Here is a 20,139-nt window from a genome sequence, read left to right as displayed (position 1 = left end):
TCACGCGTTACACGTTACAGTTTGCTCAGGAATGCCAGCAGATCTTCATTCAGTTGATCCTGATGGGTAACGGCAAAACCGTGCGGGCCGTTTTCGTATACTTTCAACTCCGCGCCTTGAATCAGTTGCGCCGACAGTTTACCCGTGGCTGCGAACGGGACGACCTGATCGTTGCTGCCATGGATCACCAACGTCGGGACATCCACGCTCGCCATATCCGGACGGAAGTCGGTTTCGGAGAAGGCGGTAACGCAGTCCAGCGTACCTTTCAGTGACGCCAGCAGAGCGATATTCAGCGTTTGCGTCAGTACACCCTCAGAAACTTTCTGTCCGGCATTCAGACCATAGAATGGGGTAGCAAAATCACTGATAAACTGCGCGCGATCTTTGAGCAGACCCTCTTTGATACCCTCAAAAACGCTCTTATCGACGCCTTCCTGATGATCGGCAGTTTTACCGAAAATCGGTGTAACGGCACCCAGCAACACCAGACCCGCCACGCGCGAGGTGCCGTAGCGGCCGATGTAACGCGTCACATCGCCGCCGCCCATTGAGAAACCCACCAGCGTCACACCCTGCAAATCCAGCGCGGTAATCAGATCGTTAATGTCGGAAGCAAAAGTATCGTAGTCGTAACCGTTCCACGGTTGATCGGAACGACCAAAACCGCGACGGTCGAAGGCGATAACGCGATAACCCCGCTCAGCGAGGAAATTCAGCTGGCTATCCCACATATCGCCATCCAGCGGCCAGCCGTGGCTGAAGAGAACCGGCTTACCCGCGCCCCAGTCTTTGTAATAAATCTGAGTACCATCCTGCGTTTTGATTGTGCTCATCTGCTTACCTCATTGTTAAGTGGGTTAACTTCGGTTATCACCCGGCGGGCGCAACCAGATGCCGGACAACCGGCGGTTCATCGCCCTGATGAAAAGCCAGCACGCGCTCACGGATGCGTTGATCGTTCACCGTGTGCCGCTCGTGCTGACGTAAATGCTCTATCCACGATCCCATCACCCAGGTTTCGACAAACACACCTGGCTGTACCGCATCTTCATACACCGCCCAGCCCATCGCACCGGTACGGCGCCTGACACGGCGCATATCCTGCATCGCAAGGGTGAATTCATGGGCGTCCTGCGGATCAATGCGGTACTCACAACTCACCATCACTGGCCCACGTTCGTGGGGGATGGTGATATCCGCCGTGCCGCCTGCAGAATCAAGAATATCGAGATCCAGCGATGCATCTTTTTCCAGCCGCCAGCGTAAGACCGTCGTCGCGCCCAGTACCATGCCGACTGTTGCCACAGACAATGACCATGACACGCCGAATTCCGACGCCAGTTTCCCCCAGATCGCGCTACCGACGGTCATCGAACCAAAAAACACCGTCAGGTAGACCGCCAGCGCTCGCGCTTTAACCCAGCGGGCAGCGCTGCGCTGCGCGCCGACATTCAGCGTCGAGAGTACGGCAATCCAGGAAAAGCCGGTGAAAAACTCAAAGGCATTAAGCAGCCAGACGTGGCGGATAAACGCCAGCGCCAGCATAGTGACGGCAAACAGCAGGCTTGCCGCCACCATCATCTGATCGGCATTCAGCCGTTTGCGCAATTTCGGTAGCAGTACCGCGCCGCAAATCGCCCCGACGCCAATACAGGCCAGCATAGTGCCGTAACCGCCCGGGCCGAGGCCCAGCTCACGACGCGCCACCAGTGGCAGCATCGCCCAACCCGCGCTGCCAAACAGAAAGAACGCCACGGTGCGCGCCAGAACATTTCGCAGCACCGGCGCGGCATGGACATAACGCAGGCCACCACGAATGGCAGTGAAAAAATGCTCCGGCGGCAGGCGCTGCACCGTGGCCTGCGGTTTCCAGCGCAGCAATACCACCGCCACGCCAACCACCGACAGGGCATTAAGCAGAAACACCATCCACGGGCCGGCAAACGACAGGATCAACCCGCCGAGTGCCGGGCCGATTGCACGGCTGATATTGATGCCCAGCGAGTTGAGGGCGATCGCCGGGCTCAATTCCTGCTTTTCGACCAGATCCGGCACAATCGCCTGAAAAGCGGGCGAGCTGAGTGCTGCACCGGTACTGAGTAAAAAGGTCGCCACCAGCAGTACTTCCGGTGTGACGTTGCCGGTAAAAGAGAGCAGGGCAAGCCCGGCAGCGGCACAGAACGACCACACTTGAGAGAAGAACAGGATCTTGCGTCGCTCAATGATATCGGCCAGCACACCTGCAGGCAGGACAAACAGGAACATCGGCAGGCTGCTGGCAGCCTGTACCAGTGCCACCGCCAGCGGATCGGTGCTCAGCGAGAGCATCGTCCAGTTAATACCGATATCGCTCATCCATGAGCCGATGTTGGAGACCACGGTCGCCATCCATAGCATGCGGAAAACGCGCTGATGCAACGGTTGCCAGGCAGAGGCGGAAGGTTGAACCGGTGACACTGTCACCGCTGCTTTCAGTTCGTTTTGTTGGGTCATGTAATCGCTCCTTTTACCGGCCGTCGGATTCGCCAGTTCCCGGGGCCAGTCAGCAAAAGCGTAGTAAAGATGATCAGCAGCAGCCAGCCGAATTGCCCTTCGGCAATCGACCAGTCGGCATGGACCGCGAGCATCGCCACCAGCAGCACGCCGATGATTGGCAGGCAGGCCAGTCGCGTCGCCACGCCCGCTATAATAAACAGCGGGCAGATCACCTCGGCGAAAATCGCTGGCAGCAGGCTCATATAAGGCCCGAGACCAAACGGATCTTCGATACGCGTCAGCTCTTCACTGAAATGGAACACCTTCGGCAGCCCATGGACATACAGCAGTAACAGGCTACCCGCCAGGCGCAGGAAGAACAGCCCCGCATCAATACGGGGCGCAAAGTCAGTTGACGTTTTCATGATGTCAAAACGCAAAGCAGCTACAGCCGAGCGCGCCCCAGAACGCGTTCTCATCCGAAACCGGCATGGCATTGCCACGGGCGATATCGTGCTGATGGACGTGAACCCCACACGGACCAGAACAGTGATGAACACCCGCAGCCTGACCCACACGGGCCGCCTGCGGCGGTGCGCTACGATAATGACCCGCAACCTTGACCACCGGCGACCACTCCGGCACCACCGGAATAGCTGGCGGCGCCAGCGGGCCAAACTGACCGGCGGCATAGACGATATCGCCACCTACTACTGTCAGCACCGACTCAATCCCTTTAATCTCCTCTTCCGGTACGCGGAAGTAGTCTTTACTCAGAATGGCGAGATCCGCCAGTTGACCCGCTTTGATCTGACCTTTTTTCCCCTGTTCGCTGGAGAACCAGGCGCTGCCCTGCGTCCACAACAGCAGGGCGGTATCACGATCGAGACGGGCGCTGTGATCATACATCTGCATACCGCCGACAGTGCGGCCGGAAACCAGCCAGTAGAGCGCCGTCCAGGGGTTGTAGCTCGCCACGCGGGTGGCGTCGGTACCCAGACCAACCGGCAGACCGTGTTCCAGCATTTTCGCCACCGGCGGCGTCTGTTTGGTAGCCTGCTGACCGTAGCGCTCAGCGAAATATTCGCCCTGGAACGCCATACGGTGCTGTACGGCGATGCCGCCGCCGAGCGCTTTCACGCGTTCGATATTGGCTTCGGTAATGGTTTCTGCGTGATCAAAGAACCAGTGCAGGCCGTTGAACGGGATCTCGCGGTTCACTTTTTCGAACACATCAAGCATGCGACTGATGGATTCGTTATACGTGGCGTGCAGACGGAACGGCCATCGGTGCTCAGCCAGGTGGCGCACCACGCGCTCCAGCTCCTCTTCCATTCCCGGCGCCAGGTCCGGGCGCGGTTCAAGGAAATCTTCAAAATCCGCCGCCGAGAAGACCAGCATTTCGCCCGCACCGTTATGGCGGAAGAAATCACTGCCCTGGCCCGGCGTCAGCATATCGGTCCATTTTTCAAAATCTTCCCGTTCATGGCCGGGGCGTTGCGTAAACAGGTTGTAGGCGATGCGGATCGTCATCTGTTTTTTCTCATGCAGTTCAGCGATCACCGCGTAATCTTCCGGATAGTTCTGGAAGCCGCCACCCGCATCGATGGCGCTGGTCAACCCCAGACGGTTCAGTTCACGCATAAACTGTCGGGTGGAGTTAACCTGCTGCTCCAGAGGCAGTTTTGGCCCTTTGGCCAGCGTAGCGTAGAGGATCATCGCATTCGGACGGGCAATCAGCATACCGGTCGGATTACCGTTGCTGTCACGCTGGATCTCACCGCCCGGCGGGTTCGGCGTATCGCGGGTATAGCCCACAACCTTCAGCGCCGCTCGGTTGAGCAGGGCGCGATCGTAGAGATGCAGAATAAAGACCGGGGTATCAGGTGCGGCTTCGTTGATTTCATCCAGCGTCGGCATACGGCGCTCCGCAAACTGGAACTCCGTCCAGCCGCCGACCACGCGTACCCATTGCGGTGACGGCGTGCGCAATGCCTGTTCTTTCAGCATGCGTAACGCATCGGCCAGCGACGGAACGCCTTCCCAGCGCAGTTCGAGGTTGTAGTTAAGCCCGCCACGGATCAGGTGCAAGTGCGAGTCGTTCAATCCCGGGATCGCCGTATGGCCCTGTAAATCGACAACCTGAGTGTGTTCGCCGCGGTATGCCATCACCTCGGCTTCACTTCCCACTTTAACGAACTTTCCATCACGGATGGCGACCGCGTCGGCAAGTGGGTTTTCCCGATCAACGGTGTGAAACTGGCCATTGCGCAATATCAGTTCTGCATGTGCGAGCAAATCCATACTTCCTCCAGTCTGGCGGCCCTGTTGAGCCGATAAGCATCTGGAGTGAATTATGTAAAGCGCGGCGGAGAAAAGACCAGTTGTACCAAAGTATAGGTATACGAAAGGATAGTTATACCATCAGATAATAGTCGGGCCAGGGGAGCGCAGCCTACCATGCAGCCACCGATAGCGAAGCCCTGTCGTTTGCTGTCTCAACGTAGCTCCAGCTCTTTTAACCTAATGGGTGTAAATATGACAACCTCAAAGCTTGAAGTCCTGACCCCGGCTAACTGTCAGTTAATCTTTATCGATCACCAGCCTCAGATGGCCTTTGGCGTACAGTCCATTGACCGCCAGGTCCTGAAAAATAACACCGTTGCGCTGGCGAAGGCCGCCAAGGTATTTAACATCCCGACCATTATCACCACCGTTGAAACCGAGAGTTTCTCCGGCAATACCTACCCGGAACTGCTGGATGTATTCCCGGAGAAGGACATTCTGGAACGTACCTCCATGAACTCCTGGGACGATCAAAAAGTGCGTGACGCACTGGCTGCCAACGGCAAACGCAAAGTGGTAGTCTCCGGCCTGTGGACAGAAGTGTGCAACAACAGCTTTTCCCTGTGTGCGATGCTGGAAGGCGATTACGAAATCTATATGGTGGCAGACGCCTCCGGCGGCACCTCAAAAGAAGCACACGACTACGCAATGCAGCGCATGATCCAGGCTGGCGTGATCCCGGTAACCTGGCAGCAGGTGATGCTGGAGTGGCAGCGCGACTGGGCGCACCGTGAAACCTATGACGCGGTCATGGATATTGTCAAAGATCACTCCGGTGCCTACGGCATGGGCGTTGATTACGCCTACACCATGGTGCATAAAGCGCCGTCCCGCGCCAAAGCCGGCCACCGCACTTTGGCGCCGGTTCCGGCACGCTAAGCCGCTAGCTGACCGGTATATGCCGGTCAGTATTTCCCTTTCCGGCAGGAGTTTGCCATGAGTATCGGACTGATTTCCTTTGCCGCAGGCGTGCTGATTGGTGTGATGTATGCACTTCTGAAGGTACGTTCTCCCGCGCCGCCAGCGATTGCGCTGGTCGGGTTACTCGGCATGCTGTTGGGCGAAGGCGTGATCGCCACGCTAATGACTCACACAACGGCGGGGTAAACCCATGAAAACCTGGATTGTTTCTCTCCTGGTCGGTCTTCTGGCTGGCATTATTTATGCTTTACTGGGGGTTCGCTCACCCGCGCCGCCGGTCGTTGCGCTGCTTGGACTTTTCGGCATGCTGGTGGGGGAGCAAATCGTACCGGTAACCCGTCGTCTGCTGGCCCGACAACCGCTGACCATGGCGTGGTTCCGCCATGAGTGTGTACCGAAAATTAGCGGTGCGCCGCGGCCTGACCCCCCAGACTCGCCGCCGCGCCAGGATGCCTGAAAGCCAGAGGAGATCGCATGACGCAACCCCGACTTATTGCCATTGTTGATGATGAACCTTCCGTCCGTAGCGGACTGAGTAATTTGCTGCAATCGGAGGGCTACACCACGATAGCATTTCCCTCGGCGGAAGCGTTCCTCAACGACGGCCCGGCGCAGCCCGCGATTGCGCTGGTTATTGCGGATCTCAAACTGAAAGGCATGAGCGGCGCAATGATGTTTGAGAGGTTGCAGCTTAGCCCGGCACCGCCACCGGTGATTTTTATCTCCGGCCACGACGATGAAACCTGGCAACGGTACTCGGGCAAACCCGGTGCCGTTGCCTTTTTGCGCAAACCCATCGATATCGATATCCTCCTTGAATATGTTCAGCGCGTGCTGGCCAATAGCGAGGATAATTCATGAGCGACGCTTCACGCCTTCCATTGTTGCCGGAAACCCGGGAACAAAACCCAGGGCAGCCTTTTACTGTGCAGGATGACGCCATCTATACGCCGCTAGCGCAGGAAGGATACATTGTCTGGATGAATGCCCATTACCCATGGGCCAGCGACGCCTTTATCCTTGCCACCGCCGTCAGCGACGATGCCGAACCGCGTGCCAGCCAGTTGCTAAAAAATGAGCTGTCGCTGCGCGCGCAGCTAGAGAGTGACTGGGCGGTCATTCCTGTCGCCAGCGCGCAATATCATGGCCGTTTTGCGCTAATCTATCCGACATTTGCTTTTGAGCCGCTCACCCGGATGACCGCTCAGCCGATAGACTGTATCGCCAGTTGGCTCGAGCTGGCCTTACGTATCTGCGCACCGCTGCGCCAGATGCATCATCGCAATCTTATTCACGGCGATATCAAGCCAGGAAACATTTTTCTGAGCGAGGAGCGCTGCCGTCTAAGCGGATTTGGCCTTACCACCAGCAGCGGTGAAGCGCTGGCGCAAAGCTGGCTACCGCTTTCCGGCGGCACGCTGGCGTACATGTCGCCGGAACATACCACCCGTACCCATCATGCTGTTGATAGCCGCAGCGATCTCTACAGTCTGGGCATTGTTCTGTATGAATTACTGACCGGCGTGCTGCCGTTCGATCTGCCCGAAGGTGGGCAGGCAGAGTGGACGTTGCACCATATTGCTTCTGAACCTGCCGCGCCGCATAGCCTGCGGGAAGGGTTACCGCCGATGCTGTCGACCATCCTACTGAAGCTGCTGGCTAAATCGCCGGAGAAACGTTACCAGACTGTCGATGGCCTGATCGCCGATCTGCGCCGATGTCAGGCCACGCTGACGCCGGAGCAGGGCATTTTGGCGTTTACGCCCGGTTTACAGGATCGTTCTCCGTCGCTGCACTTTGCCAATACGCTGTATCGCGCTCATCCGCAGGCGGGCGAGCTGGTCGCTGCGCTGGAAGAGGTCAACCACAGCGGCAAACAAATACTGGTCACCCTCAGCGGCCCGTCCGGGATAGGTAAATCTTCGCTGATGGCCTCGGCGCTGAAACTGTTTCTGCAACGCCCGACGCTGATCGCGCTCGGTAAAGTGGAGCAGAACAGTTCGGTACTGCCGCTTGGTGCGCTGTCGGCGGCATTTCGCTCGCTAACGCTGCATTTGCTGGGGCTACCCGCCGAAGAGGTGGCACGCTGGAAATCACGACTATCCGTTGCGCTGGCCGGGTACGAAGGGCTGGCGGTAAGCCTCGCGCCGGAGTTGGGCCTGCTGCTGGAGAGTAAACCTGCGCCTTTCGTTGACAGTATCACGCTGGATGCCCGCGCGCGCTTTAATCATATGGTGTTGCGCCTGGTGAGTGTGTTTGCCTCGCCCGGTAGCCCACTGGTGATATTGATCGACAATCTGCACTGGATCGATGGTGCCAGCCTGCAACTGCTGGAGTATCTGTTGCAGCACAGCCACACCTTACCGTTGCTGATGGTGGTATCGCACCGCGATCTGCCGTCGCTCGAAGATGCGTCGTTTGCCGCCTCGCTCGCACGCCTGCGCAGTGCGGCCAGACGAACAACAGCGTGCGAGCCGCAACCACTTGCCGTCAAAGCCGTGGCGCGTTGGCTGGCGATCGTTTTTCAAACCCGTCCGGCATCGACCGTCGATCTGGCAAAACTGATCCATGAAAAAACCGGCGGGAATCCGCTGTTTGCCCATGAATTTTTTAAACGCATCGTTGAAGACGGGCTGGTGAGTCATAACAGCTATCAGGGGCGCTGGCACTACGATCTGGCCGCGATTCGCGCCCGTTACTACAGCGAAAACGTCATTAGCATGGTGCTGCAACAACTGGAACAGATGCCGGATGAGACCCGTACGTTGCTTGCTCATCTGGCCTGCCTTGGTAGCGCGGGCGGACTATCCCTCGCAAGCCGCATACTGGAAATGGCACCTGGCGAAATACACTTGCACCTGCATCCAGCGGTGTCCGTGCAGTTAATTACCCTCAACGCCGACGAATACGCCTTTACCCATGAGCGCATTCAGCAGGCAGCAAGTGCCTCGCTACCTTTGTCCGTGTGCCGTCAGTTACATTTGCGGGCCGCCATCCTGCTGGCCGATGAGGCGCGACAAACCACTGGTAACGAGATCCTGTTTCGTACCATTCACCATGTTACGGCGGCGATCGACTGTATCCAGCCTGCGCCACAGCGGCAAAGGTTCAGCGAGCTTTGTGCTCTTGCCGCCCGGCAGGCAAAACGCAGCGGGGATTATGCTTCCGCGCTGGGATATTTACAGACTGCGCGCACGCTAAGTGCCGACAGTGGCGATCTCTTCGCGCTCGATTTACAGCGGGCTGAGTGCGAACTTCTGTTGGGCCATCTTGCTACCGCGTGCACATTGTGTGAATCGTTGCTGGCCTCGCCGGGCGGGCTGGCAGAAAAAGCCCATGCCGCCAACGTGCTGGCAGAAGTGCATATCCGTAGCTCCAGCTATTCACAGGCACTCGGCACCACACTGAGCTGGCTCTCCGTGTTCGGTATTCACGTGAGCCGCCAGCCGGACGATGCCGAGTGCGACGAAGCCTGGCGGGAGATTTCATCCCTTATCGGCACGCACCCCGCCAGCGTGTTTATGGCGTTGCCGCGCATGAATCACCGCGAAACGGATGCGCTAATGAACCTGCTGGGGAGCGCCAGTCTGTACGCCAGTTTTAACTGCCCACGACTGCATTTCCTGCTGCTCTGCCGGACACTGCAACTGACGCTGGAGCGGGGACTCACCGGTCCATCCACTGCCGCGCTGGCGTGGTTTGGCGTGATGATCGGCGAGCGTTATGGCGAGTATGAGCAGGGCTTTCGCTACGGTACGCTGGCGCAGGATCTGGTCACGCGCCATGGTTTTCATGATTATGCAGCCAAAACACTGGTGGCGCTGGGGCGCAGCAGCGTCTGGATCCAGCCGTTGTCGTATACCGTCCAGTGCGCCAGAAACTGTTTCACTGCGGCGGTTGCGCATGGCGATCTCACCATTGCCTGTTTCGCGTCCTTTCGTGAAATCACCAACAGCCTGGCCTGCGGCGATCCGCTTGATGTGGTAATGCGTTATATAGAACGCGGGCTGGCATTCGTGCGTGAGACGCGTTTTACGGATATGCATATTATTCTTCTGTTACAACGTCACTTTATTGGCTACCTGCGAACACCCCAGCAGGTGTTTAGCGGTAAAGCGGTGCTGCCGGAGTCGCTGTTACCGGCAACGCCGCCGCCAACTATACTGTTCTGGTTCTGGCTTTATCGTGGAATGGCGCACTTCTTTGCCGGTGAATACGCGCAAGCGGAAAGCAGCCTGCTGGAAACGGGACGCTTCGCCTGGTCTGCGCCCGGACACGTCAATCTGCTCGATTACCATTTCTACAGCGCGCTGTCTCTGTCGATGCAACTGACACCGGATACCTTTTCTGCCGCGCACCGCCAGCGGCTTAACCAGCACTACAACCAGATAGCGCGCTGGGCACGACTCAATCCATCGACCTTCAGCGACAAAGAGGCGCTGCTGTACGCCGAGATCGTCCGGCTCGATGGAATGAACAGTATCGCCATTGGTCAGTACGAGAAAGCCATCATGTTGTCGCGCGAAGCGGGTTTTAACCTGAGTAACGCGCTGGCGCAAGAGCTGGCCGGGCAATTTGCCCGCAGTTGTGGTTATCCAACGATTGCCGATGCCTGGTTTCGCGGGGCGATGGCTGCCTGGGGTCGCGTCGGGGCGCACGGCAAAGTGCGCCAGCTCGAACAGACTCACCCGCACCTTGTCGCGAAGGCGGCCAGCACGGCATATGACACTATTGCCTTTGCACAAAATGATGAAATTCGCGATCTGCAAAGCATCATCAAAGCCTCGCGTGCACTCTCCGAAGAGATCAATCTTGAACGTCTGATTCAGATCCTGATGACCATGCTGCTGGAGCGGGCAGGTGCACAGCGCGGCCTGTTAATCCGCGTGATGGATGACAATATCCCGCTGGTTGAAGCCAGCGCGCACACCAGCAGCGAAGGGGTGCGCGTGCAGGTACTGAACGAAACGCCGCTGGCGACGGATTTACCGCTGTCGGTACTGGCGGCGGTGATACGTACCGGACAAGAGATCCGCACCGGCAGGCCGGAAGAGTACAGCCCCTTCAGCCAGGATCCCTATCTGTTGACCTCCGGTGCGGCCGTAATGTGCGTGCCGATGTTTAAACAGGCGCGGCTGGTGGGGGCGCTCTATCTGGAGAACCGTCTGATGCCTGACGTGTTTACCGCCGGACACTCCCGCGTGGTGAACTTGCTGGGCGCGCATGCGGCGGTTTCGCTGGAAACAGCGCGTCTGTACGCCGAACTGCTGCAGGAGAATATTCAGCGCCGCCGGGTAGAAAAAGAGCTGCGCGCCAGCCAGACCTCGCTGATGCTCGGCGAACAGATCAGCCACACCGGAACCTGGCGCTGGGTGCTGGAACAGGATCTGATGCATATGTCTGATGAATATGCACGCATTCTGGGGCTACCGGAGAAACGCAAACTGATCTCAATGGCCGAGTTTCTCACATATGTACATCCTGACGACCATGCGCATATTAGCGCGCTGGTGACCCGCAGCGTCGCGCAGGGGTTAACCATGCAGGCGGAGTTCCGTATTATCCGCACCGACGGCGAGGTACGTTATATTCTCGGTATTGGCGATCCTGTGGAGGCCAGCGGTGAAACGGTGCATGAATATTTTGGCACCATCACCGATATAACCGCTCAACGGCAAAATGAAGATGCAGTACGCGTGGCACAGGCCGAACTGGCGCGCGTTTCGCGGGCAACCACCGTCGGGCAACTGACCTCGTCGATTGCCCATGAAATTAACCAGCCGCTGATGTCGATTGTCTCCAACGCGGGTGCCAGCCTGCGCTGGCTTAACCGCGATCCGCTGCCGATTGAAAACGTCCGCACCGGGCTGGAGGAAATTATTCGCGAAGGTCAGCGCGCAGGCGAGGTGATCCGTAGCTTGCAATCCCTGACGCGCCGACAGCCGCCAGTGCTTGAACGCCTCGATCTGCACGCGTTGCTGCACCATATTTTGACCCTGTCACGCAGCGAACTTGAGCGACGGCATATTGCTGTCGATTATCGGTTGCAGGCCACCAATAGCCAGTTTTGCGGCGACAGTGTACAGATCCAGCAGGTATTGCTGAATCTGGTAATGAATGCCATCGAAGCGATGGCCGAAGTGGATTCGCGCCCGCGGGTGCTGACGCTCAACACACAGAACCCGCAGCCAGGTGAACTGCTGTGCACCATTGCCGATACAGGTAGCGGAATGGATGCCGAGGTGCAGGCACGGCTGTTTGAATCGTTCTATACCACCAAGGCGCAGGGAATGGGGATGGGGCTGACCATCAGTCACACCATTATTGAACGGCACCAGGGAAAACTGACGGCGCAGTCAAGAATGCCATTTGGCAGTCTGTTCTCCTTTACCTTGCCTGTGGGCGATTAACGGCTGCGGGATTTGGCAATTTGCAGGCTACCGGCAGCATGTACCAGATCCGCCAGCGAGCGGGCCTGCATTTTGTCCATCACCCGTCGACGATGCACTTTGACGGTGATTTCACTGACGCCCAACTCCGCAGCAATCTGCTTATTCAGCAAGCCGCTGATCGCCAACTCAAACACTTCCTGTTCGCGAGGCGTTAAAGAGAGATGACGCTGCTTGAGGGCGAAGTTCGCCTGCTGCTGTTCAAACTCCTGCTCGGCGCCTTTCAGGGCATCCACCACCGCAGCCAGCAAACGCTCCGGCTCCACCGGTTTGGTGAGAAACTCACGCGCGCCGGCTTTCATTGCCTGAACGGTGAGTGGAATAGTGCCAAATCCCGTCAGAAAGATAATTGGCAACTCGCGTCCGCGATCTTTTAACGCACTGGCAACATCAAAACCATTCACCACTGGCATGTTTAAATCAAGGATCAAACAGGCCGGAACACCGACCAGGGGATGAGAGAGAAATGACTCCGCGGACGCGAAGTCGAGAGCGCGGTAACCTTCGGATGCCAACAGCCGGACAATTGATTTTCTGACGGCATTATCATCATCGACAACATAAACGACAGGTTCCATTATCATTCAGCCTCACAGGACGACGCGCCTGAAAATACACGTCTTTCACTTTGCAGGTTGATACTGATAGCATAGTTTTTAACTGGATGAAATGATGAGAATTTCCTTACAAACCGTGGGATTATTATTCAGGTAAACAGCGATTTTTCGCTACGGTTGACAGCATCGTTTCTCACTGTGACTTTCGAATGAAATTTTGGCTAAGGCATTGAATGTTGTATGTCATTTAACCGAATGTTGCATAAATGCAATTATTGTCAACCAACGCAACCTTCTGCTGCTTTACTGTCCTAACGTAAAAATAAGACTAATCCTACCTTAACCGCGCTTATATCATTTTTAACCAAGGAGCACGTATGACGATCAGACTTGCGGTGCCCGAAGAAGCTGAAACGTTGTGGCAGATACGCAACGCAGCGATACAACACGGGTGTAAAGAGGTCTATTCACCGCAGGTGATTGAGGCGTGGACGCCGCAAGCCATGCCAGACAATTACCGGGTGGTGATTGCAGAAAACCCGTTCTATGTTGCCATCACACCGGAAAATATCCCTGTTGCCACCGGTTATCTCGATCTGCGTACCGGCAGTGTAGAAGCCATTTTCACCCTGCCGCAGTGGCGCGGCAAAGGTCTGGCTTCGGCAATTATCGCGGTGCTGAAGCAAGAGGCGCAACGCCGAGGTTTTACCCGCCTGACGCTGGCATCAACGCCGAATGCCTGTCGTTTCTATCAACAGCAGGGATTTCGTGTCATACAGGAAAACCGATATCACTCAAAAATGGCACGAGCCGATCTGCGCTGCTTTGATATGGGATGCGAACTCACCCCAGGAGAATAATGATGCCCGACATCAAAACCCTCACCAGCACTGAAGTCTATCGTAATAAATGGATGCGCCTGCGTGAAGACCGTATTCTGCGCGCCGACGGCAGTGAAGGGATCTACTCCGTGGTGGAGAAACCCGACTTCGTAGTGATTATCGCCCGCGAGGACGATGCGCTGTACGTCGTTGAGCAGTACCGTTACCCGATTGGTAAGCGCACGCTCGAACTGCCGCAGGGATCGTGGGAGCACGCGACTGACGAAGATCCGCTGCGCGTCGCTGCCGGGGAACTTCAGGAAGAGACCGGGCTGGTGGCCAGACGTATGCGCTATGTCGGCTATCAGAAACTGGCACAGGGCTACTCCAGCCAGGGTTACCATATCTTCCTCGCAGAAGATCTCACCCAGCACCAGACTTCGCTGGATCCGGAAGAAGTCGGCCTGACGGCGCGTAAAATTACACTGCGCGAATTTGAAGCGCTGATCGCCGAAGGCGCAGTCAGCGACTCCACGTCGGTTACCGCGTATCTACTGGCGAAGCTGAAAGGGATGCTGCCATGAACCGCTCTGCGCCCGCCAGCGCCATTCTTTCCCTCTATCAACGGCATGCCGCCGCGTTCGCGCAGCAACGTTCGCAAACGCTGTTTGAAAAAAGCTGGCTGGAGAAATTCGCCACACGCTTACCGGACAATGGGCGAGTTCTGGATATTGGCTGCGGCAATGGTCAACCGATCGCCGCATGGTTTATCGCCCAGGGATTTCATCTCACCGGGGTGGATGGCGCACCGGCGATGCTGGAAAGGGCCCGGCAGGCTTTTCCGTCGCAGCGCTGGCTTCACCAGGATATGCGCCAGCTTGCGCTGGGGGAAACCTTCGACGGTCTGATCGCGTGGAACAGCTTTTTCCATCTTACGCAGAACGATCAGCGCAGTATGTTTGCCCGCTTTGCCCGCCACAGCCATCCAGGCAGCGTGCTAATGTTTACCAGCGGGCCGGATGACGGTATTGCCATCGGGCAATTTGAGGGCGAAGCGCTGTTTCACGCCAGCCTCGCGCCAGGGGAGTACCAGGCACAACTGGCGGCAATCGGTTTTCGCGTGCTGGAGATGCGGGTGGAAGATCCCGACTGTGCCGGTCACACAGTCTGGCTGGCTCAGCGTGCCTGATCCGACAACTGTCGCAGGCGGCTCAGACTGAAGGTGATTGCCAGCAACGTCGCCATCACTGCCAGCCACAATCCCAGCCGTATTGCCAACGCTTCCTGCTCGATTGCGCCTGTTGGCGCGCAGAGTGCCAGCATCACCCCCACCAGTGCCGCGCCAAAGCACTGTCCAAAGGTGCGTACAATGGCTAACACGCCGGAAGCATAGCCACTGTGCTCGCGTGAGGCGCTGGCGAGCATCTCCCGGTTGTTCGGACTTTGAAAACAGCCGAAACCCATTCCGCAGATCAGCCCGCGCAAGCTGATATCCCACGCCGCCGCATTTTGCGGTAGCAGCGCCAGCAGCAGCAAGCCAACAGCGAACAGCAGTAACCCGGCAGTGGCAATCTTTGCGGGCGCATAGCGATCTGCCAGCCGCCCGGCATGTGGCGCCACCAGAATGATACCGACCGGCCAGGCGGTAAACAGCAACGCGGAGGTAAGGGTGCTGTAGCCATAAACATTCTGAAAGAGAAACGGCAGTGCGACAACGGTTACGCCCTGGCTAATAAAAGAGGCCAGCGAGGTGAGTGCAGCAAGGGAGAAGCGGGGCGACGCGAAGAGCCCCAGAGGCAGCAACGGTTGCGGCGCTCGCCGTTGACGGCGCACAAACGCCAGCCCGCTCGCCACCGCGACCATAGCACAGGCTGTACCCATGTAGGATATGGACGTCGACGCCATGATTGCCGCTCCCAACATCAATGCCGAGAACAGTGCGCCCTGCACATCAAACGGCCCGCTGACGTTGGCTGTTTTTCCCGGAATGACGCGCAGGGCAAATACCAGTGCGATAGCGCCCAACGGAATATTGATAGCAAACAGCCATTGCCAGCCCAGCGCGCTTAGCAGAGCGCCACCAATGACCGGCGCAATAGCCGTGCTGGTGGCGATAAGCAGCGCATTGATGCCGAGAATGCGCCCCAGCAAACGCGTGGGAAAAATTGAACGCAGGATCGCTGGTGCAATACTGAGCGTGGCCGCGCCGCCAATCCCTTGCAGTACGCGCATTGTCACCAGTGCTGGCAGTGATGAAGATAATGCACAGCCCAGCGAAGACACTGTAAACAGCAGTAACCCACTGGCAAACAGTGTGCGAAACCCCATGCGCGCAGCGAGCGCAGCAAAAATAGCCAGCGTCATGGCAGCCGAAAGCAGATAGCCATTCGCCACCCAGACAGCAGCCCCGGCGGAGACCTGCAGCGCACGGGCGATCTGCGGCAGAGCAATATTCACCATAGTGCCATCAAAAACGGCCATCGTGGTGCTGGTCATCAGCGCAATCAACGCCAGCGCACGCTGTTTACCCGCTACCCCTTCGTCACCTGGCCGGTCTGTAAACAATTCCATCATTACCTCAGTATTCGTTGTGCTTGCATTAACTCTACTTTCGCGGGATACATGGCGGAAGACGCAGCAGTTGCATTTATACCGTGCAGCAAACGCCACATCTTCTTAATCTCTATGGGAAACAACTTGCTATGACAGAACCGGACCTGAACCTGCTGTTTGCGCTGGATAGTCTGCTGGCCGAAAGAAGCGTTGCCGCCGCCGCCCGAAGACTGGGGCTGAGCGCATCGGCGATGAGCCGCACGCTGAGCCGACTGCGGGAGACCACCGGCGATCCGCTGCTGGTGCGGGCAGGGCGGACGATGGTGCTGACGCCTTATGCTGAAGCTATTCGCGAACGCACGCAAAGCGCCGTTTTCGAAGCGCGGGCGGTATTACGTCCGGCAACGCCGGTACTGGACATTGCCAGCCTGCGACAGATGTTTACGCTGCGTGCCAACGACGGTTTTGTTGAAGGCTTTGGCCCGGCGCTGATTGCACAAGCCGCTGCCATTGCGCCTGGCGTAACGTTGCGCTTTACACCGAAAGCGGAGAAAAGCGATAAACCGCTGCGCGAAGGAAGGGTCGATCTGGAGATTGGTGTGCTGGGGGAAATGGGGCCGGAAATCCGCGTACAGGCACTATTTCGCGATCGCTTTGTCGGTGTCGTCAGAAATGGTCATCCGTTGGCGCAACTGCAGGCCGTAAGTGCCGAACAGTATGTCTCGTTTGCGCACGTTATCGCCTCACGGCGCGGGCTGCTGAGCGGGCCGGTGGATGAAGCGCTGACCGATGCCGGGCTGAAGCGCCACATCGCCGCCGTAGTGCCGGGCTTTCCGGCCGCGCTGGCGGTGGCGCGCGCCACCGATTTGATTGCACTGGTTCCGGCCTCGTTCCTGATGAATAAGGCGACAAGCGAGGGACTTCGCGTATTTGAACTGCCAGTCAAAACCCGCGGCATCACCGTTTCCCAGCTCTGGCATCCGCGTTCAGAAGTGGACCCGGCGCACCGCTGGCTGCGGCAGTTTGTCCTGAGCGTTTGCCGCACGTTGCGGCCTGACTGAATCCCGCTCTCCCGATGGCTCGCTATTTCTGTCATGCTGAAGACACAGCCGACGACTACAATCATAACCGGAAACTGCCTGTGCGACCGCAACAGAAGCGGCTGAAATCAAGGGGGAGGGTACATGATGCGGCTAGCGTCTTACAATGTGGAAAACTTATTCGACCGCGCGAAGGCCATGAACCTGGCCGACTGGGATGAAGGCAAACCTATTCTGGAAAAATTTGCCGCCCTGAATGCGTTACTCGGCGAATTAACCTATACCGACGAAATGAAACAAAAAATGGTGGTTTTGCTTAACGAGCTAGGGCTGAAAAAGTCAGATACTGGCCCGTTTGTGATCCTGCGCCGTAACCGTGGCAAACTGCTGACGCGGCCCACAGATGGCTCAGAGATCCGTATTATCGCCGAAGGGCGGGCTGACTGGGTTGGCTCGCTGGAGTTGCGCGTCGCGCCGGTGGATGAAACGGCCATGCTGTTGACCGCGCAGGTGATGATTGATTTGCAGGCCGATGTTCTCGCTGTCGTCGAGGCGGAAAGCCGCCCCGCGTTGCTGGCATTTAACCGCGAAATCATTCCCGCCCGAAACGGCAAGCCGTTTGAGCATGTGATGGTGATTGATGGTAACGACGAGCGCGGGATCGATGTCGGTTTGATGACCGTCAGCGCATTCCCGATTGAGACCATCCGTAGCCACGTTGATGATAAAAATGCCGACGGCGCGCTGATTTTCTCCCGAGATTGCCCGGAGTTTGCTATCCCATTAAAGGATGGCAGAACGCTGCATGTGTTAGTGAATCACCTAAAAAGTAAAGGCTATGGATCGCAAAACAGTTCAGATGCCCGTCGCCGGGAGCAGGCCGAACGGGTAAAAGCGATTTACCAGCAACGCATTAAAGAGGGCGAAACGCTGATTGCCATCGTCGGAGATTTCAACGACACTCCCGACAGCCAGCCGCTTGCACCACTGCTGAAAGATACCGATCTGCGCGATATTTTCACCCACGCAAAATTTGATAATGGCGGCTATCCGGGCACCTGGGGAAGCTGTACCAACAATAATAAAATCGACTATATCCTGCTGTCACCGGCGTTATGGGAAACGGTAAAGCAAGGCGGTGTGTACCGTAAAGGGATGTGGCCGGGTGTACGTCCGGCAAAGTGGGAAACCTACGCCGAGCTGAAAAAACCGGTCAATGCTGGCTCGGATCATGCCGCCGTGTGGGTCGAGTTGGATCTGTAGGGCGCAGGACGCGCCGAAGCTGATATTTTGAAGCCGGTATTGACGCTGCGAAATAATAATCGCAGCGGCTTTATTTTATCGTTTTGAAAGGAGTATGTTCTGACGCTGAATATTCAGCTGTTTGCGCCAGACCCGGTTGTGTAAATATAATGCATTAGTGCGGAAAAACATCGCGCTATTAAGACATTTAACGCTACAACCAATGAAAATTAGCCCCAACAATGAGCTGATAACAAACCACAGTTGACGTTCAGCGCCAAACAATGCCGGAATAAAGGCTGTCAGAAAGAATATCATGGCGACCAGCGACGTTACAAAAAGCGTACACAGATAAATCTTCATCGCCGATAAAAAACCACGCGAAATGAAGACCATAGCAATAATAATAATGGTGCTATAGAGCAGTGATACTGGGATCACCGCGGCCATCACGGCATAATGCGGCAACGACAGCCAGCTAAAAATCGCCAGCCAGATAAAGGGTTGGGGAAGGGCGAAGCTAAACACCGCGAGGATCATGCTGGCAATCAACGGCAGTCCCATCATATGCCAGCCCGCAGGAACCCCCAACCGATCCTTTAAACGATCCTTTAATTTCTCCAGCCGTTCCGGATCGGTAGTTTTTATTTTCTCTGCTACCACAGTACTTAACGTAAGACTTCTTTTTATATATTTCATCATCTACCAATTACTTCCTGTAAAGGAAAATGACTGTATCAGACCAATAATGTACTGCCCAGAGGTTTTCATATTGCCAGGGTTGAGGATCGTTCCGGTTAACGCGCTACCAGCAAAGGCTGAGGTATTAACCAGTGCCGCCGTCAGCTCACGCTGCAACGCAGTTTGTAATGCTTCTGAAGGATAACGTTTCGGGTAAAATCCTGCTTTCATCGCTGCTTTTACGCCGGTGTTAAATGATGCCAACCTGGTGAAAACTGCGGGTACAGTCGAGTTGATTGCCCAGGGACGTAAAGTCAAAATCATCACCGGGGGCCAGGCCCAGGCTGCGTGCAAGACCGTAATCGGGAAGGTTGTTACCAGAGAGTTGGCCGGGGAAGGTCATCGAGTCGCTCCATCACTAATGTTCTTATGTATTTGAGATGTTAAGAATAAATGGCGTAACGCGGTAAACAATTAAGAATAATCTGAATGAATTATATACAACCGATAAATGGATGAAGCTTACAGATCGGATGCCGGAGTGAAAACTCGCAGTTCGGCATTTATCGATGAAGATGAAAAAAGGTGAACGATGACAGAAGATTTACAGTCGCGGATTGTGCAATACGAACGGCTGCTTCATCGGGCAGAAATTCGCAGCCAGAAGATTGCCATTGAGACGTTTCTGCACAAACATTTTTTCGAGATTGGTCGTTCGGGAAAACGATATGGCAGGCAGCAAGTTATCGATTCGTTATTGACAGAAACCGACCGGCAGCAAATCACGTCTGAGGAATTCGTGTTAACGCAGATCGAAAGCGGAGCGCTGTTATTGACATACCGGACGTTCACACAAAGTACGTCAGGAAAGAAAATGCATCGCACATTGCGCACATCGTTATGGGTCAGAAATGAAGATGATCGCTGGCAAATGATTTTTCATCAGGGAACACCTGAAGCGGATTGAGCGGTCCGCGCAGGCCTGAAAAACCGGAGACCAGGATAAAACAAGCAACACAATCGCAGGTGCGAAATGCTGGATTTCGCCTGA

General features: G+C 56.4%; 20 protein-coding genes. 11 read left to right on the top strand and 9 right to left on the bottom strand.

What is annotated here, in order from left to right; genetic code table 11:
- Positions 1 to 14: 14 nt before the first annotated feature.
- The 4 genes from BM427_RS06795 to BM427_RS06780 are packed head-to-tail and all read right to left on the bottom strand — an operon-like array spanning position 15 to position 4,782.
- Complete coding sequence (locus tag BM427_RS06795) at positions 15 to 836, bottom strand: alpha/beta fold hydrolase (protein ID WP_090120308.1); 822 nt, start codon at positions 834 to 836, stop codon at positions 15 to 17.
- A 37-nt stretch (positions 837 to 873) separates the two neighbouring features.
- A complete protein-coding gene (locus tag BM427_RS06790; RefSeq protein ID WP_090120307.1) occupies positions 874 to 2,496 on the bottom strand; it encodes an MFS transporter in 1,623 nt (540 codons plus the stop codon).
- Positions 2,493 to 2,903 carry a DoxX family protein gene (locus tag BM427_RS06785; RefSeq protein WP_090120714.1) on the bottom strand — a complete coding sequence of 137 codons (411 nt, stop codon included), beginning with the start codon at positions 2,901 to 2,903 and terminating at the stop codon, positions 2,493 to 2,495. Before BM427_RS06785 ends, BM427_RS06790 begins: the two co-directional genes overlap by 4 nt.
- A gap of 4 nt (positions 2,904 to 2,907) precedes the next feature.
- The gene (locus BM427_RS06780; protein ID WP_090120305.1) at positions 2,908 to 4,782 is read right to left on the bottom strand and encodes an amidohydrolase; all 1,875 of its coding nucleotides are present in this window, start codon (positions 4,780 to 4,782) and stop codon (positions 2,908 to 2,910) included.
- A gap of 234 nt (positions 4,783 to 5,016) precedes the next feature.
- Here BM427_RS06780 and BM427_RS06775 point away from each other — a divergent pair, with 234 nt between their 5' ends.
- The 5 genes from BM427_RS06775 to BM427_RS06755 are packed head-to-tail and all read left to right on the top strand — an operon-like array spanning position 5,017 to position 12,155.
- Complete coding sequence (locus BM427_RS06775) at positions 5,017 to 5,703, top strand: hydrolase (RefSeq protein ID WP_090120304.1); 687 nt, start codon at positions 5,017 to 5,019, stop codon at positions 5,701 to 5,703.
- A gap of 57 nt (positions 5,704 to 5,760) precedes the next feature.
- The gene (locus BM427_RS06770) at positions 5,761 to 5,931 is read left to right on the top strand and encodes a DUF1427 family protein (RefSeq protein ID WP_074776415.1); all 171 of its coding nucleotides are present in this window, start codon (positions 5,761 to 5,763) and stop codon (positions 5,929 to 5,931) included.
- Between the two features lie 4 nt (positions 5,932 to 5,935).
- Positions 5,936 to 6,202, top strand: a complete 267-nt coding sequence (locus BM427_RS06765) for a XapX domain-containing protein (RefSeq protein WP_090120303.1) — start codon at positions 5,936 to 5,938, stop codon at positions 6,200 to 6,202.
- 17 nt (positions 6,203 to 6,219) lie between these two features.
- Positions 6,220 to 6,606: a response regulator transcription factor gene (locus tag BM427_RS06760; RefSeq protein ID WP_090120302.1), complete on the top strand. Its 387-nt coding sequence runs from the start codon at positions 6,220 to 6,222 to the stop codon at positions 6,604 to 6,606.
- A complete protein-coding gene (locus BM427_RS06755; RefSeq protein WP_090120300.1) occupies positions 6,603 to 12,155 on the top strand; it encodes an AAA family ATPase in 5,553 nt (1,850 codons plus the stop codon). The genes BM427_RS06760 and BM427_RS06755 overlap by 4 nt, the downstream gene beginning before the upstream one ends.
- On the opposite strand, the gene BM427_RS06750 is transcribed toward BM427_RS06755, so the two are convergent.
- Positions 12,152 to 12,772: a response regulator transcription factor gene (locus BM427_RS06750; protein WP_090120298.1), complete on the bottom strand. Its 621-nt coding sequence runs from the start codon at positions 12,770 to 12,772 to the stop codon at positions 12,152 to 12,154. The genes BM427_RS06755 and BM427_RS06750 overlap by 4 nt on opposite strands.
- 356 nt (positions 12,773 to 13,128) lie before the next feature.
- Here BM427_RS06750 and BM427_RS06745 point away from each other — a divergent pair, with 356 nt between their 5' ends.
- From BM427_RS06745 to BM427_RS06735, 3 genes are read left to right on the top strand one after another with little or no spacing between them, the layout of a single operon-like run.
- Entirely contained in the window at positions 13,129 to 13,611 is a 483-nt protein-coding gene (locus BM427_RS06745; RefSeq protein ID WP_090120297.1) for a GNAT family N-acetyltransferase, read from the top strand.
- A 2-nt stretch (positions 13,612 to 13,613) separates the two neighbouring features.
- Positions 13,614 to 14,156 carry an NUDIX domain-containing protein gene (locus BM427_RS06740; protein ID WP_208809154.1) on the top strand — a complete coding sequence of 181 codons (543 nt, stop codon included), beginning with the start codon at positions 13,614 to 13,616 and terminating at the stop codon, positions 14,154 to 14,156.
- The gene (locus BM427_RS06735) at positions 14,153 to 14,761 is read left to right on the top strand and encodes a class I SAM-dependent DNA methyltransferase (protein ID WP_090120293.1); all 609 of its coding nucleotides are present in this window, start codon (positions 14,153 to 14,155) and stop codon (positions 14,759 to 14,761) included. Before BM427_RS06740 ends, BM427_RS06735 begins: the two co-directional genes overlap by 4 nt.
- Here the strand turns inward: BM427_RS06735 and BM427_RS06730 are convergent.
- Positions 14,749 to 16,143, bottom strand: a complete 1,395-nt coding sequence (locus BM427_RS06730) for an MFS transporter (protein WP_090120292.1) — start codon at positions 16,141 to 16,143, stop codon at positions 14,749 to 14,751. The two genes, BM427_RS06735 and BM427_RS06730, sit on opposite strands and share 13 nt — an antisense overlap.
- A 131-nt stretch (positions 16,144 to 16,274) precedes the next feature.
- Here BM427_RS06730 and BM427_RS06725 point away from each other — a divergent pair, with 131 nt between their 5' ends.
- Both BM427_RS06725 and BM427_RS06720 read left to right on the top strand, forming a co-directional pair.
- Positions 16,275 to 17,186 (top strand): LysR family transcriptional regulator, encoded by a 912-nt coding sequence (locus BM427_RS06725; RefSeq protein ID WP_090120290.1) that lies wholly within the window; start codon positions 16,275 to 16,277, stop codon positions 17,184 to 17,186.
- Positions 17,187 to 17,312: 126 nt separating this feature from the next.
- The gene (locus BM427_RS06720; protein WP_090120713.1) at positions 17,313 to 18,428 is read left to right on the top strand and encodes an endonuclease/exonuclease/phosphatase family protein; all 1,116 of its coding nucleotides are present in this window, start codon (positions 17,313 to 17,315) and stop codon (positions 18,426 to 18,428) included.
- A gap of 75 nt (positions 18,429 to 18,503) precedes the next feature.
- Here BM427_RS06720 and BM427_RS06715 read toward each other — a convergent pair whose 3' ends face one another.
- The 3 genes from BM427_RS06715 to BM427_RS25670 are packed head-to-tail and all read right to left on the bottom strand — an operon-like array spanning position 18,504 to position 19,491.
- The gene (locus BM427_RS06715; RefSeq protein WP_090120288.1) at positions 18,504 to 19,109 is read right to left on the bottom strand and encodes a hypothetical protein; all 606 of its coding nucleotides are present in this window, start codon (positions 19,107 to 19,109) and stop codon (positions 18,504 to 18,506) included.
- Positions 19,110 to 19,319 (bottom strand): hypothetical protein, encoded by a 210-nt coding sequence (locus BM427_RS06710; protein ID WP_244316582.1) that lies wholly within the window; start codon positions 19,317 to 19,319, stop codon positions 19,110 to 19,112.
- 19 nt (positions 19,320 to 19,338) lie between these two features.
- Positions 19,339 to 19,491, bottom strand: coding sequence for a hypothetical protein (locus BM427_RS25670; RefSeq protein ID WP_167518497.1), 153 nt, complete (start codon positions 19,489 to 19,491; stop codon positions 19,339 to 19,341).
- Positions 19,492 to 19,680: 189 nt separating this feature from the next.
- Between BM427_RS25670 and BM427_RS06705 the strand changes: the two genes are divergently transcribed.
- On the top strand, positions 19,681 to 20,055 hold the full coding sequence (locus BM427_RS06705; RefSeq protein WP_090120287.1) for a nuclear transport factor 2 family protein: 375 nt from the start codon (positions 19,681 to 19,683) through the stop codon (positions 20,053 to 20,055).
- Positions 20,056 to 20,139: the final 84 nt, after the last annotated feature.

The sequence above is a fragment of the Kosakonia arachidis genome (assembly GCF_900116535.1).
Lineage (GTDB): Bacteria > Pseudomonadota > Gammaproteobacteria > Enterobacterales > Enterobacteriaceae > Kosakonia > Kosakonia arachidis.
The sequence above is the reverse complement of the archived record's forward strand: the minus strand, read 5'-3'. Positions and strand labels throughout refer to the sequence as shown.